A 14,430-nucleotide genomic window follows, 5' to 3' on the forward strand; every position below is an offset into this window, starting at 1 on the left:
GCAGCGCCGTCGGCCACTATCGTGGAGCCGTGAGCACGCCCGCGCCCGTCACCCCCTCCGACCCGGCCTCGGAGGCCGCCCGCCCTGCGGGTGGTGCCGCCGACCCGTTCTCGCGCTTCCGCGGCTGGACGCGCGGCGTCCTGATCGCCAACGTGGTGGCCCAGATCGGCATCATCGTCACCGGCGGCGCGGTGCGGCTGACCGGGTCCGGGCTCGGCTGCTCGACCTGGCCCCTGTGCGAGCCCGGCCAGTTCACGCCCGTCTTCCACGAGGCCACCAGCTATCACCCGTTCGTCGAGTTCGGCAACCGCACCATGACCGGCGTCCTGGCGGTGATCGCGCTGGCGGTGCTGCTGCTGGTGTGGTCCGACCGCCGCCGGACGGACTCCTACCGGCTCCTCGGCGTCGTGCCCCTCGCCGGGGTGGCGGCCCAGGCCCTCATCGGCGGGGTCGTCGTCCTGCTCGACCTGCACCCCGGCTGGGTCTCCCTGCACTTCGTCGTGTCGGGGGCGCTGGTCTGGGTCTCCGCCTACCTCCTGCACCGGCACGGTGAGGGCGACGGCGCGCCCCGGCCCGTCGCGTCGGGAGCGGTGACGCTCACCGGGCGGGTGCTCGGGTTCCTCGTGATCCCGGTCGTGGTGCTGGGCGTCGTCGTCACCGGCTCCGGGCCGCACTCGGGCGACACCGAGGTCGGGTACCGCCTCGCCGTCGACCCGCTGACGATGACCCGCGCGCACTCGGCGTCCGTCTGGCTGTTCGTCGGGTTCCTCGCCCTGCTGCTGGTCCTCCTGCTGCGCCAGCCTGCCACCGACCTCGTCCGGCGCGCCCGCCGCGGCGCCTGGCTGCTCCTGGCCGTCACCCTGGCACAGGGTGCCGTCGGCTACGCCCAGTACTTCAACGGCCTGCCGGCGCTGCTCGTCGGGCTGCACATGCTCGGAGCCGGGCTGCTGGTGTGGGCCACGGCGAACGCGGTGCTGCGGCTGCGCACCCGCTGACCGGTCGGCGACGCCGGTCGGTCGGCGGTCGTCAGTCGGGCAGCTCGCCCCGACGATAGGGCCACGGCGCGTCGACGCCCCGCAACGACGACCATCCGCCGGCACGGCTCGCCGCCGCGGCGAGGATGCCGACGACGGCGGCCGGGTTGTGCAGGTGGCCCGCGAGCGTCCGCTCGACCGCCTCGTCCAGCGGCACCCAGCGGGTGACGATCTCCGCCTCCTCGCCCGTGCGCGTGTGGCGGTCGGTGTGCGGGACCTCTCGGACGTCGCGGGCCAGGAACACCCGCAGCGACTCGTTGCTCGAACCGGGCGACGTGGCGAAGTCGACGAGGACGTCCCACCTGCCGGCGACCAGGTCGGCCTCCTCGGCGAGCTCGCGGGCCGCGGCGTCGACGGCGGGCTCGCCGTCGACGTCGAGCAGGCCGGCGGGGATCTCCCAGAGATCGGCGCGCAGCGGGTGCCGGTACTGCCGCAGGAGCAGCACCCTGTCCTCCTCGTCGAGCACGACGACGGCGACCGCCCCGGGATGGTCGAGGTACTCGCGGGTGACGACCCCGGCGTCGCCGAGGTCGACGTCGTCCCGCACGAGGTCGAAGATCCTGCCCTCGTGGACCGCGGTGCGACCCACCACCTGCCGAGGCGCCACGCGATCCTCGACGCCCACCTCGGCCGGCCGGGGCTCCGTCACGCCGTCGCGCCCTGGCGCACCAGCGCCGCGGCGACCAGACCGTGGAAGAGCGGGTGCGACCGCGTCGGACGCGACTTGAACTCGGGGTGCGCCTGGGTGCTGACGTAGTACGGGTGCACCTCGGCGGGCAGCTCGACGAACTCCACGAGCGTGCCGTCGGGCGACGTCCCGGAGAAGCGCAGGCCGGCCTCCTCGAGCTGGTCCCGCACGGCGTTGTTGACCTCGTACCGGTGGCGGTGACGTTCGGTCACCTCGGTGGAGCCGTAGGTCTTCGACACCACGGAACCCTCGGCGAGCGCCGCCGGGTAGTCGCCCAGCCGCATCGTGCCGCCCAGGTCGCCGTCACCGCCCACGATCGCCAGCTGCTCGGCCATCGTGGCGATGACCGGGGTGGGGGTGTCGGGCTCGAACTCGGTCGACGAGGCGTCCGTCAGGCCGAGCACGTTGCGGGCGTACTCGATCACCATGGACTGCAGTCCCAGGCAGATCCCGAGCGTGGGCACCAGGTTCTCCCGCGCCCAGCGCAGCGCACCGATCTTGCCGTCGATGCCGCGCACGCCGAAGCCGCCGGGCACCAGGATCGCGTCCACGCCCTCGAGCGCGTCCTGCGCCCCCGCCGGCGTGCTGCAGTCGTCCGCCGCGACCCAGCGGATCGCCACGCGGGTGTCGTTGTCGAAGCCGCCGGCGCGCAGCGCCTCCGTCACGGAGAGATAGGCGTCCGGCAGGTCGATGTACTTGCCGACCAGAGCGATCTCGACCTTGTGCTCCGGCTCGTGGACCCGCTCGAGCAGGCGGTTCCAGCCACCCCACTCGACGTCGTGGAACGGCAGGTCGAGGCGGCGGACGACATAGGCGTCGAGGCCCTCGGAGTGCAGCACGCGCGGGATGTCGTAGATGCTCGGCGCGTCGGCCGCGTTGACGACCGCCTCGTTGTCGACGTCGCAGGACATCGCGATCTTGCGCTTGATGCTGTCCGGCACGGCGCGGTCCGAGCGCAGCACGATCGCGTCCGGCTGGATGCCGATCGAGCGCAGCGCGGCGACGGAGTGCTGCGTCGGCTTGGTCTTCAGCTCGCCGGAGGGACCGATGTAGGGCACCAGCGAGACGTGCAGGAAGAAGCAGTCGTCCCGACCGAGCTCGTGGCGCACCTGGCGCGCGGCCTCGAGGAAGGGCTGGGACTCGATGTCACCGACGGTGCCGCCGATCTCGGTGATGATGACGTCGACGTCGGGGCCCGCCTGGTCCCGCATGCGCAGCTTGATCTCGTCGGTGATGTGCGGGATCACCTGCACCGTGTCGCCGAGGTACTCGCCACGGCGCTCCTTGGCGATCACTCGCGAGTAGACCTGCCCCGTCGTGACGTTCGACGAGGCCGGCAGCTCGATGTCGAGGAAGCGCTCGTAGTGCCCGATGTCCAGGTCGGTCTCGGCGCCGTCCTCGGTGACGAACACCTCGCCGTGCTGGAACGGGTTCATGGTGCCCGGGTCCACGTTGAGGTACGGGTCGAGCTTCTGCATCGTGACCCGCAGCCCGCGGGACCGCAGCAGCCGCCCCAGGGAGGACGCCGTGAGTCCCTTGCCGAGCGAGGAGGCCACACCGCCCGTCACGAAGATGTGGCGCGTCTGGTGCGTCGCACCGGCGCGGCTGGAGGAGCGGGAGGACGTTCGGTTCACGGTGTCAGCCACGGAACTCCATGCTATCCGAGACTTCGACCCCCGGCGCCCGGGACGCGCCCGCCGCCGGGGTGGGATGCGGCACAGCCGACCGTCGTCAGCGTCGGGCGACGCGGCGGCCGACGGCGGCGAGCCGGGCGCGCACGGCGCCGTCGGCCAGCGCGGCGGCCACGAGCACGACGGCGGCCGCCACCAGGCCGGCGAGGAGCCCGAGACCGACGTCCGTCACGAAGCTCTCGAGGCGGAACGGCGTCTCGACCGGCGTGCCGTCCGCCCCGGGCGGTCCGACCGGCACCGCCCGGTCGGCGACCGGCACCGCGACCCGGCCGAGCCAGGCACCCAGCCCGCCGGCGAGGACCGCCACGAGGAGCGTCGGCCCCACCCTCGCGAGCGCCGGCCGGCCGACCTTGCGCCGCACCGTCGTCAGCAGCGCGAGCCCCGCGACGGTCATGCCGACGGTCGTCGCGCCGCCCAGCCAGGCGAGCACCCGCTCCTGGGTGTCCCCGGTGGTGGGGTCCTGGACCCCGGAGAACATCGGCACGGCCAACGACACCCCCACGGCGACGACCACCCAGCCGGCGGCCGTGGCGACGACGGTGGCCCTGGCGGCGTCGACCGCGTAGAGGAGCCGGGAGAGCTGCAGGATCAGTGCGTACCCGAGCAGCCCGGGCGCCATCCAGGCGAGCGCGGCGGCCAGGCCGTCGGCGTCCCCGTCCGCGACGCCGTCGAACACGTTCTCCACCAGGGGTGCGGCGGCCACCAGTGCCGCCGCCCCGGCCACCGACACGACAACCAGCACGCGCGTCGTCGACGAGACCAGGCGGGCCAGGTCGTCCCGGCGCCCCTGGGAGGCCAGCTCGGCGAAGCGCGGGAAGGCGCTGGTCGCGATCGGGAACGCCAGGACCGCGTACGGCAGGAAGTACACGTTCTGCGCGTACAGGAAGATCGTCCAGGTGCTGTCACCACCTGCCTCGTTGCCTGCCTTCATCGTGGCCAGCAGGGCGAGCTGCTGGGCCACCAGCGCTCCCACACCGGCGAACGCGAGGCGAGCCGCACGGCGACCCTCGCCCGCCGGGAACCGCAGCGTCGGCCGCAGCCGCAGCCCTGTCCGGGCGACCGGCCAGACCAGCGGCAGCGCCAGGAAGGCGACACCCGCGGTCATCCCCCACGCCAGCCAGCCCAGCGCCTGCGACGAGAGCTCGGCCACGTCCTGCTGGTTGCCGTCGGCCAGCGCACCGAACCGCCAGTAGACGCCGATCACCACGAGGCTCGACACCAGCGGGGAGAACGCCGGCCAGAAGAACCGGTTGTGGGCCTGCAGCATCCCGCCGAGCACCACGGCGACGCCGTACAGCGGCACCTGCACCGCGAACACGCGCAGGAAGTCGGCGGCCACGGCCACGTTGACCGGGTCGTTCAGGCCCGTGAGACGTACCAGCGGGTCGGCGAGCAGCGCGACGAGCGCGCCGAGCGGCACCAGGACCGCCAGCGTCCAGCCCAGCAGCGCCGACGCCGTCCGGGAGGCTTTCTCACGGTCCCCCCGCACCAGGTACCCGGAGAGCAACGGGACGACGGCGCCCGCCAGCGCGCCGCCCGCCGCGACCTCGAACAGGACGTTCGGCAGGAAGTTCGCCGCGTTCAGCGGGCCGTCGACGCCGCCGGTCCCGACGTAGTGCGCCTGCGCGAGCCATCGGCCGAAGCCGACGACACGGCTGGCGAGCGTCACGACGGTGATGAGGGCCGCCGCACCGGCGACCGTCGTGGCGGTGCGGCGACCGCCCGGCACGCTCACGCCGTCGGACCCTCGTCCGACGCCGCCTCCCGGTCCTCCGGCGGCACGTCGGCCGCCCTGCGGCCCGCCTGGTCGATCCGGCGGAGCCAGGGTGTGCGTTCGATGACGGCCGAGAAGCTCACCCGCTCGGAGGCGAGCGTCAGTCCCGCGACGCCGGCGAGCGCCAGCAGGCGCACGGGGCGGGGCGCGCAGAGCGCCCACCGGGTTCCGACGAACGCTCCCAGCGCGTTCGCCCCGCCGTCGCCGAGCATGTCGCGTGCACCGAGGTCCGCCGGGGCCGCCGCGGCCGACGCCCCGACCAGCGCGCCCACCTGCCCGCCCGCGCAGCCGACCAGCGGCGCGGCGAGCAGGGCCGACGCCTTGAGCGCTCGGCCAGGCCGCAGGTCCAGGAGGTTGACGAGGTTCGCGGTGCCGGCGATCAGCGCCCCGTTGACCGCGACGTCGGTCGCGTGACCCACGGCACCACCCCGGCGCCGGGTGCCGACGGCGGCCGCCAGCAGCGAGGTCGTCCCGATCCCGAGCACCTTGAGCCCGCCGGTGGTCAACCGTCCCTGGGCCAGCGCCCCGAGGTGGCCCCGCAGGCCCTTGGTGCGGTGCGTGGTGTCCTCGGCGAGGTCGTCGAGGACACCGAAGGCGCCCGCCCCGGCGCAGGCCAGCACCGCGGCAGCCCTCGCCCGCGGCTCGCCGTCCGAGACGGCCGACCCGGCCACGAGGCCGAGCGCCACCGCCGGCCCCTCCAGCATCGAGACCGGCTCACCGCCGTGGTTGGTGCGTGTCCAGCGGTCGGCACCACCGGGGGGCGCGACGTCCAGCACCCGGCGCGCCGCGAGCGTCGCCGTGGCAGCGACCACGGCCGCGGCCAGCGTCCGCGCACCACGCATCAGGAATCACCGCCGGCATCCCCGGCGCCGACGGTCCCCGCACCGCCGTCGGTCGCACCGGAGGTGTCCTGGTCCGGGGCCGGGAGGTCGACGGCCGGCGGAACCACGGTGGCGTCCTCCTCGAAGCCGTACTGCCCCACCTCGCCGGCGATCTGCGCGGCCAGGGCCAGGGGCACGTTCAGCCGCATGACCTCGCGCTCCGTCCCGCTGACGGTGCTCACGCGCGCCGCGACGTCCTCGGCGGCACGGACGTCCGAGACCATGTCGCCCTCTGCGGTCGTCGGTCCGGCGACCACCACGTCCTCAGCGGTGGCCTGCAGGGCCGACACGACCGCCACGACGTCGACGTCCTCCGGTTCCTCCGCACCCTCGGCCTCGGCCGTCGCGCCCTCCTCGGGCACCGCACCACCGAGCAGCAGCACGGCGTCGGCCGGGCCGGACGGTTCGAAGCGGGACTCGACGAGGCCCACCCGGAGCATCAGCTCGTACAGCTCGACGCTCCGCTCGCTGCGCTCCGACGGCACCTGCGGGTCGGGCTCGGTCATCGCCAGTCCCAGCACCGCGCCGAGCACCTCGGCGGTACCGGCCTCCTCGTCGATCGCGTCGGCGACGTGCTCGCGCTGACCGTCGGCGACCGTCCCCCGCAGCACGGAGTCCTCCGCGGAGCTCCAGGCGCCGGTGAGCGACGCCTGGGCGACGATGCGCGCCCCGGCCGCCTCCAGCTGGCTGACGACGTCGGCCTCCAGCGTGTCCGCCGCGTCCCCGGCGTCGACCACCGCCACGGTGACGCCCTCGAGCGAGCCGGCGACCAGCTCGGCGCCGGCAGCCAGCGCGTAGGCGTTCTGGTCGATCAGCTCGGACTCCGTCTCGACGAGGCTCTCGCGCAGGTCGGTGCGCTCGGCCCGCAGGGCCTCCACCTGGTCGGTGAGCTGGTCGCCGATCGCGTTCTGCAGCGGTCCCGCGCCGAGGATGATGCCGACCGCGAGCGCGACGAACACGGAGATCAGCGAGACGAGGTGGTAACGGAAATCGATCACGAGGTGCGGGTACTCCTTGGTTCAGGGGTCGCGACGGGTCAGCCGCCGAAGAGGCTACCGACCCACGAGACGATGTCGTCGATCTGGGCGCCCACGAGGCCGAAGGCGGTCTGTCCGGCCGCCGTCGACCACAGGGCCGCCAGCACGGCCCCCACGCCCGCCAGCGACAGGAGCGTGAGCTGGAGGTTCGAGATGCGCGTGCGGTACAGCCGGGACACACCCTTGGCGTCGACCAGCTTGCCGCCCACGCGGAGCCGGGTCAGGAAGGTGCTCGCCATGCCCGCCCGGCCCTTGTCGAGGAACTCCACGAGGGTGGCGTGCGTGCCCACGGCCACGATCAGCTCCGCGTCCTTGTCGTCGGCGAGCAGCATGGCGATGTCCTCGCTCGTGCCGGTCGCCGGGAAGACGACGGGATCCACGCCCAGCGCCCGGACGCGCTCCAGGCCCGGGGCGTCGCCCGTCCGGTAGGCGTGCACCACGATCTCGGCGCCGCACGCCAGCGCCTTGTCCGAGACCGAGTCCATGTCGCCCACGATCATGTCCGGACGCCAGCCGGCGTCCAGGATGGCGTCCGCGCCGCCGTCGACGCCGACCAGCACCGGCCGGTTCTCCTGGATGTAGGACCGGAGCATCGCCAGGTCCTCGCGGTAGTGGTAGCCGCGCACCACGATGAGGACGTGCCGCCCGGCGAACCGGGTCCGCACTTCCGGGACGCCGACCCCGTCGAGGAGCAGGTCCCGCTCGCGACGCAGGTAGGTCATCGTGTTCTCGGCGAACCGCTCGATCTCGTCCGACAGCCCGTCCCGTGCCGCGGCGAGCGCGGTCTCCACGGTCTCGGGCGTCTGTCGCGTCCCGGTCGCCCACGGCTTGCCGTCGACGAGGACGGTGCCCTCCTCGACGGCGACGCGAGCGCCCTCGTGGATGTCCATCACCTCGGGCCCGAGGCCGTCGACGAGCACGATCCCCGCCTCGAGCAGGATGCCCGGGCCCGCGTTCGGATAGCGCCCGGTGGTCGACGGCGCGGCGTTCAGCACCGCCGACGGGCGTGCGGCGACGAGGGCCTCGGCAGCGACCCGGTCGATGTCGGCGTGGTCGATCACGGCCACGTCACCGGCGGAGAGACGCTTCGTCAGGTCCTTGGTGCGTGCTCCGACGCGGGCGGCACCGTGGTGCTCGGCCGCGTCGTCGCTGGTGTCGGGGCCACGGTCGGCCCGGCGCAGGGTCAGTCTCATCGCGCCTATCGTCCCACGACGGAGGACTCGAGGAGCTCGACGGCATGGCGACGCGCGGTCTCCGAGTCGTCCTGACCCGACAGCATGCGGGCCAGCTCACGGACCCGCTCGTCGTCGGACACGGCGCGGACGCCGGTCACCGTGGCGTCGTCGCCGGTGGCCGACTTGGTCACGACCAGGTGGGTGTCGGCGAACGCCGCCACCTGCGCGAGATGCGTCACCACCACGACCTGGGTGCTGCGGGCCAGGGATGCGAGCCGACGGCCCACCTCCACGGCGGCCCGTCCGCCGACACCGGCGTCCACCTCGTCGAACACGAAGGTCGGCAGGACCGTGTCGGCGTCGTCGGAGGCGGTGGCGAGCGCCACCTCGACGGCGAGCATCACGCGGGAGAGCTCGCCGCCCGAGGCGCCCTTGCCCAGGGGCCGGGCGGGCGCGCCGGGGTGCGGCACCAGGAGGAAGGTCACCTGGTCCGCGCCGGCGGGCCCGGGTTCGGCCGCGGACACCTCGATCTCGAGCCGGGCACCGCTCATCGCGAGGCCCGCCAGCTCTGCGGTGACGGCGGCGGCGAGCCGCCCCGCTGCCTCCGTGCGCCCCTCGGTCACCCGGGCGGCCAGCTTGGCCACCTGCTCGTCGAGCTCCGCGACCCGTTCCCGCATGCCCTCGACCCGCTCACCGCCGTCGTCGAGGTCGAGCAGGCGCAGCCCGGCGTCCGACGCCCACTGCAGGACCTCGTCGACCGTGCTGCCGTAGCTGCGCGTCAGCGTCCCCAGCTCGGCGAGCCGGGCGTGCGCCGTCTCCAGCGCCGCCGGGTCGGCCTGCAGGTCGGCGACGTACCCGGACAGCTCGCTGGCGATGTCGCCCAGCAGGTAACCCGCCTCGGCCAGACGGCGGGCCGGTTCCTGCAGACCGGGGTCGTCGCCCACGACGCTCTCGAGGGACCGCCGCGCACGCTCGACCGCGTGCACGGCCGAGCCCTCGGTGTCCATGTCCTCGCCGGCGACCGCGTCATGGGCGAGCTGGGCCGCCTGACGCAGCTGCTCGGCGTTGCCCAGTCGTGCCACCAGGGTGCCGAGCTCCACGTCCTCGCCGGGCTGCGGGTCGATGCGTTCCACCTCGGCGAGCCCGAGCCGCAGGAGCTCGCCCTCACGCGCCCGCTCCGCCGCGCGGGAGGTGAGGTCGTCGATCTCGGCCTGCAGGGCCGCGCGTTCCGCCCACGCCGTGCGGTGCTCGGCCAGCACCGCGGCATGGTCCGCGCCGGCGAAGCGGTCCAGGGCCGCCCGCTGCATGGCAGGGGTGCGCAGCCGGAGCTGGTCGGACTGCCCGTGCACCGTCACCAGGTCGTCCGCGATCTCGGCCAGCACGCCTTGTGGCACCCCGCGACCGCCCAGGTGCGCCCGGGACCGACCGCCGGCGACGGTGCGCAGGACGACGACGGTACCGTCGTCGTCGACCGTACCTCCGGCGTCGTCGACCCGACGCGCCGCGGCCGGGTGGCGGGTGAGGTCCCACCTGCCCTCGACGACGGCACGGTCGGCGCCCGCCCGGACGGTCCCGGGGTCCGCCTTGCCGCCCATGAGCAGCCCGAGCCCCGTGAGCACCATCGTCTTGCCGGCACCGGTCTCGCCGGTGATGACCGTCAGTCCCGCGGCCAGCGGGACGCGAGCCGCCCGGATCACCCCGAGGTCCTCGATCGCGATCTCCTCGAGCACCCTCATGCCTCCTTGTCGTCCTGGTCGGCGACGTGCCGCGCCGCGCGGCGTGCCGCTGCCTCGTCCGCGGCCTCCCGCCACCCGATCACCGGCAGGTTGAACTTCGAGACCAGGCGGTCGCTGAACGGCGCGTGCACGAGCCGCGCGAACCGCAGCGGGACCGCTCCTCGCCGCACCTGGACCCGCGATCCCACCGGAAGGTCGATGCTGCGCCGGCCGTCGCACGTGAGCACCGCCGGCAGCGGGCTCCGAGCCAGCACGTCGACGGTGTACTCCGAACGCGGGCCGATCACCAGGGGCCGCGAGAAGAGCGCGTGCGCGGAGAGCGGGACCAGCAGCACCGCGTCGACGTCGGGCCACAGGACCGGACCGCCGGCCGAGAAGGCATGGGCCGTGGACCCGGTCGCCGTCGACAGGACGACGCCGTCGCAGCCGAACGAGCTGACGGGCCGCTCGTCGACAGCGATCGCGACCTCGATCATCCGGTCGCGCTGCGCCTTCTCCACCGTGGCCTCGTTCAGCGCCCACCCCGTGACCGGCTCGCTCTCCCCCGGCCGGTGCACCACGACGTCCACGACGCTGCGCTCCTCGACCACGTACTCACGGGAAGCGACGCGGCGGACGGCGTCGTGCAGGTTCTCGCGCTCCGACTCGGCGAGGAAGCCGACGTGGCCCAGGTTGACTCCCAGCAGCGGGACGTCCGTCCCGTGGGTGAGCTCGGCGGCCCGCAGGATCGTGCCGTCGCCGCCGAGCACCATGACGATCTCGGACTCCGCCACGCCCTCGCGCACCCGCGTGGAGGACATCTGGTCACCGAAGGTCTCCGCGAGATCGTCGTCGTGCAGGGCGACCTCGAAGCCGGCGCTCTCCAGCTCCGCGACCGCCTCGGCCATGGCGGCGACCGCCTCGGGGCGTCCACCGTGGGTCACGATGAGCACGCGTCGGGTCATGAGTCACCTCCAGGGACGTCCGCGGGCACCCGGACGACGGGCGGGAGCGTACCGGCGCCCGGCTGCCACGCGACGGCGGTCCGTGCCGCCGCGGTCAGCGCCGCGCGGTCGGCGGTCGCCACCTCGCCCCGGCGCATCCAGCAGAAGTACTCGCGGTTCCCGCTGGGGCCGGGCAGTGCGCTCGGCACGACGGCACGGACGGGCAGCCCTGCGGCGGCCGCCGCCGCACCGACGTCGAGCACCGACTCGACGTGCAGGTCGGGGTCGCGCACGACCCCGCCGCTGCCGAGCCGGTCACGACCGACCTCGAACTGCGGCTTGACGAGCAGCAGGACGAGGGCCCCCGGGGCCGTCACACCGGCGACCGCAGGGACCACCAGCCGGAGCGAGATGAACGACAGGTCACCGACGACGACGTCCGGGGGCGAGCCCAGGTCGTCGGGGACCAGGTGCCGGACGTTGAGCCCCTCGCGGACCGTGACCCGCGGGTCCGTCCGCAGCGCCGGGACGAGCTGGTCGTGCCCGACGTCGAGCGCCGTCACGTGCGCGGCACCGCGCCGCAGGAGCACGTCGGTGAAGCCTCCGGTCGATGCGCCCACGTCCAGGCAGCTCGCGCCGGGCAGGCGGTCCGGCAGCTCGCGTCCGGCGACGTCGCCCTCGAGCGCCTCCAGGGCACCCGCGAGCTTGCCGCCGGCGCGCGACGCGTACCCCGGGTCGTCCGGATCGGGCTCGACGCTCAGGTCTCCCCCCGCCGGTACCGGGAACGAGGCCTTGGCCACGGTCGTCCCGTCGATCCGGACGCGTCCGTCGGCGATCAGGACAGAAGCCTGCTTGCGCGACCGGGCCAGGCCGCGCCGCACGAGCTCGGCGTCGGCACGTTCGGGCATCAGCCACCCGCCTCGTGGGCCGGGCCGTCGTCGAGGCGCGCCCGCAGGCGGTCGTGCACAGCCTCGAAACGTGCGACGTGCTCGTCGGTGGGAATCTCCTCCAGACCGTCGAGCGGGGCCAGCGGCGGCTCAGGGCGGTCCGGCGCTGACGCGTGCGACGCCTCCGCGTCCTGCGACATGTCCCCTCCTCGCTGCTCGTACGTCCCGGGGCAACGCTACCTGCTGGGTGCGACGGCCCCGGCACGGCGCACGGTTGGCCGCCCTCAAGCAGTCAGCTCGGGTACACCATCAGGTTCCAGCGCCGCACCGCCGTCGACCGCGGACCACGCGGCGGCACAGGCGGCGCGGACCACGTCGATCCCCGACGGCCCCTGACCGTCCAGCTCGAGGGCGCCGTCCACGACGCGCGCAGAGCGCTCCCCGCACCGCCACCAGCCGTCGTCGGCCTCCGACGGCGCCGGGTGCGGCTCGAGGAGCGCGCGCAGGTCGGCGCCGAGGTAGTCAGGACGCAGGCCGGGTTCCGCCAGCACGGCGTCCCGGGCGCTCGACACCCCGGTCAGGACGTGCAGGCCCGGGTAGCCTCCGGCACGGGCACCGGCCAGATCGGTGTCGAGCCGGTCACCGATCACGAGCGGACGCCGGGCGCCGTGCCGTTCCACGGCCATCCGGTACATGGTGGGCTCCGGCTTGCCGGCGCTGTCGGGCTGGATGCCGGTCGCCGCGACCACCGCGGCCACGAGCGCACCGTTGCCCGGCGCGAACCCGCGCTCCGTCGGCAGCGAGAGGTCCCGGTTGCTCGCCACGTGCCACGCTCCGCCGGCGACGGCATAGGCCGCCTCGGCCAGGTCGGGCCACGCGAGCTCCGGCGAGAACCCCTGGGCGACGGCGTCCGGTCCGTCGTCGGCGGAGGACACCACCTGGTAGCCGGCCTCGGCCACCGCGGTTTCCAGTCCCTTGCCGCCGACCACCAGCACCTTGGCGCCCGGTTCCAGCCGGGTCCGGAGCAGGTTCGCGCACGCCTGCGCGGCGGTCATGACCTCGTCGGGCTCGGTCGGGATGTCGAGGCCGGTGAGCCGGCTCGCCACCTCCTCGGGCTCCCGCGAGGCGTTGTTCGTCACGAAGAGCAGTCGCAGGCCGCGCTGCCGCGCCTCGGCCAGCGAGTCCGCCGCGTGCGCGATCGGCAGCCGCCCCTGGTAGGCGACACCGTCCAGGTCGACCAGGGCCAGGTCGTGGGCCTCGGCCAGCGGTCGTTCGCTGCCCGACAGCGAGGCGGTCACGCGCCGGCCTCGTCGTCGTCCGCCTCCTCGTCGAAGACGTCGTAGACCACGTAGTCCTCGTCGTCCGCGAGCACGCCAGCGGCACGCTCCAGCGCCGCCGGGTCGACCCCGGAAAGCACCTGCGCCGCCTCCTCCGTGCGACCTGCTGCCTCGAGGGCCACGGCACGCGCCTGGAGGACGCGGAGACCGAGGTCTCCCTGGCGCTCGGAGGCCGGGACCCGGTCCAGCACCGTCAGTGCGGCGTCGTGGTCGCCCAGGTCGCTCCGTGCGCCGCTGACGACGATGGCCAGCTCTGTGCGTGCCTCGGGCTCGAGCGTGGCCGCCTCCTCGGACTGCGCCAGGGCGATCGCCCGCTCGGGCCGTCCCAGCCCTCGCTCGGCGTCTGCCATGAGGGGGAGGTGCTCGGAGGAGCCGTTCAGACGACGCACCGTGCGCAGCTCGCGCAAGGCCTCGGCGTAGCGTCCCGTGCGGTACGCCGCGATCCCTGCGGCCTCCCGCACGACGTCGATCCGTCCGGCGCGTCGCACCGCCGCCTGGGCGTGGAGGTAGGCCAGCTCCGGGTCGGTGTCGAGCAGCCGACCAGCCATCACCAGGTGCGCGCCGACTCCCTCGGCGTTGTCCTTGCTCAGCCCGCGCAGCCGCGCTCGCGCCTCCTTGCTGAGCTGGCGGGAGTCGACGTCCTCGGGCACCTCAGGGTCCGGGACACGCTCCGCGTCGCGGGGACGCTCCGGCCGCGCCGGTCGATCCGGACCACCACGGGCACCGTAGGAACCCCCGCGCGAGCCGGCGTGGCGGTCGTCGCGCCGGCCCCGGTCGCCGCCGTGCGAGTTGCCGTCGCGGCGCTCACCGCGAGCGCCCGCACCACCCCGCCCGGAGCCTCCGGCCCGGCGGTCGTCGCCGTCCCGACGGTCTCCCGCGTCGCGGCGCTGCCCCTCCGAACGCCGCTGGTCGTTCCGGGGTCGACGCGGACCACCGTCGCGGCCCCGACCCTGCGGGCGCCGCGAGCCGTCCTCGCCTCGGGCAGGGCCGTCCTCGCGCGGAGTGTCGTTCACCGTCGTCCTCTCGTTCTGGTCAGTGAATGATTGTCCCACGCTCGCAGACCGGTCTGCCGACCGCGGAGCTCAGGACCGGCGGACCGCGTCCGCGACCTGTTCATGGGCGCGCAGCGAGGCCCCCCGCACCGTGTGGTGTGGGGGGCCTGCTGTGAAGGGTGTCCGGCGGCGTCCTACTCTCCCACCCCGTCTCCAGGGCAGTACCATCGGCGCTGAAGGGCTGAGCTTCCGGGTTCGGTATGGGACCGGGCGTT

13 protein-coding genes and 1 rRNA gene are annotated in these 14,430 nt (G+C 74.5%); 1 reads left to right on the forward strand and 13 read right to left on the reverse strand.

All coding sequences use genetic code 11. The features are described from left to right. Positions 1-29 precede the first annotated feature (29 nt). Entirely contained in the window at positions 30-995 is a 966-nt protein-coding gene (locus BCL65_RS17575) for a COX15/CtaA family protein (protein WP_106269817.1), read from the forward strand. Between the two features lie 31 nt (positions 996-1,026). Here BCL65_RS17575 and BCL65_RS17580 read toward each other — a convergent pair whose 3' ends face one another. From BCL65_RS17580 to rrf, 13 genes are all read right to left on the reverse strand, one after another. Beyond that, on the reverse strand, positions 1,027-1,683 hold the full coding sequence (locus BCL65_RS17580; protein ID WP_106269818.1) for an NUDIX domain-containing protein: 657 nt from the start codon (positions 1,681-1,683) through the stop codon (positions 1,027-1,029). Then, positions 1,680-3,368 carry a CTP synthase gene (locus tag BCL65_RS17585; protein ID WP_106269819.1) on the reverse strand — a complete coding sequence of 563 codons (1,689 nt, stop codon included), beginning with the start codon at positions 3,366-3,368 and terminating at the stop codon, positions 1,680-1,682. The genes BCL65_RS17580 and BCL65_RS17585 overlap by 4 nt, the downstream gene beginning before the upstream one ends. 85 nt (positions 3,369-3,453) lie before the next feature. Further along, entirely contained in the window at positions 3,454-5,148 is a 1,695-nt protein-coding gene (gene murJ, locus BCL65_RS17590) for a murein biosynthesis integral membrane protein MurJ (protein ID WP_106269820.1), read from the reverse strand. Then, positions 5,145-6,029 (reverse strand): hypothetical protein, encoded by an 885-nt coding sequence (locus BCL65_RS17595; protein ID WP_106269821.1) that lies wholly within the window; start codon positions 6,027-6,029, stop codon positions 5,145-5,147. The genes murJ and BCL65_RS17595 overlap by 4 nt, the downstream gene beginning before the upstream one ends. After that, positions 6,029-7,066: a copper transporter gene (locus BCL65_RS17600; RefSeq protein ID WP_106269822.1), complete on the reverse strand. Its 1,038-nt coding sequence runs from the start codon at positions 7,064-7,066 to the stop codon at positions 6,029-6,031. The genes BCL65_RS17595 and BCL65_RS17600 overlap by 1 nt, the downstream gene beginning before the upstream one ends. 38 nt (positions 7,067-7,104) lie before the next feature. Next, complete coding sequence (gene steA / locus BCL65_RS17605) at positions 7,105-8,298, reverse strand: putative cytokinetic ring protein SteA (RefSeq protein ID WP_106269823.1); 1,194 nt, start codon at positions 8,296-8,298, stop codon at positions 7,105-7,107. Between the two features lie 5 nt (positions 8,299-8,303). After that, positions 8,304-10,010, reverse strand: a complete 1,707-nt coding sequence (gene recN / locus BCL65_RS17610) for a DNA repair protein RecN (RefSeq protein ID WP_106269824.1) — start codon at positions 10,008-10,010, stop codon at positions 8,304-8,306. A 2-nt stretch (positions 10,011-10,012) separates the two neighbouring features. After that, positions 10,013-10,960: an NAD kinase gene (locus BCL65_RS17615; RefSeq protein WP_106269825.1), complete on the reverse strand. Its 948-nt coding sequence runs from the start codon at positions 10,958-10,960 to the stop codon at positions 10,013-10,015. Continuing rightward, on the reverse strand, positions 10,957-11,847 hold the full coding sequence (locus BCL65_RS17620) for a TlyA family RNA methyltransferase (RefSeq protein ID WP_106269826.1): 891 nt from the start codon (positions 11,845-11,847) through the stop codon (positions 10,957-10,959). Before BCL65_RS17620 ends, BCL65_RS17615 begins: the two co-directional genes overlap by 4 nt. Next, the gene (locus tag BCL65_RS17625) at positions 11,847-12,026 is read right to left on the reverse strand and encodes a hypothetical protein (RefSeq protein WP_106269827.1); all 180 of its coding nucleotides are present in this window, start codon (positions 12,024-12,026) and stop codon (positions 11,847-11,849) included. The genes BCL65_RS17620 and BCL65_RS17625 overlap by 1 nt, the downstream gene beginning before the upstream one ends. A gap of 84 nt (positions 12,027-12,110) precedes the next feature. Next, a complete protein-coding gene (locus BCL65_RS17630) occupies positions 12,111-13,124 on the reverse strand; it encodes an HAD-IIA family hydrolase (RefSeq protein WP_106269828.1) in 1,014 nt (337 codons plus the stop codon). Then, positions 13,121-13,813 (reverse strand): hypothetical protein, encoded by a 693-nt coding sequence (locus BCL65_RS17635; protein ID WP_243401164.1) that lies wholly within the window; start codon positions 13,811-13,813, stop codon positions 13,121-13,123. Before BCL65_RS17635 ends, BCL65_RS17630 begins: the two co-directional genes overlap by 4 nt. A gap of 523 nt (positions 13,814-14,336) precedes the next feature. Beyond that, a 5S ribosomal RNA gene (rrf, locus tag BCL65_RS17640) occupies positions 14,337-14,430 on the reverse strand; the annotation flags it as partial.

It is taken from the genome of Isoptericola halotolerans (genome assembly GCF_003003075.1).
Lineage (GTDB): Bacteria > Actinomycetota > Actinomycetes > Actinomycetales > Cellulomonadaceae > Isoptericola > Isoptericola halotolerans_A.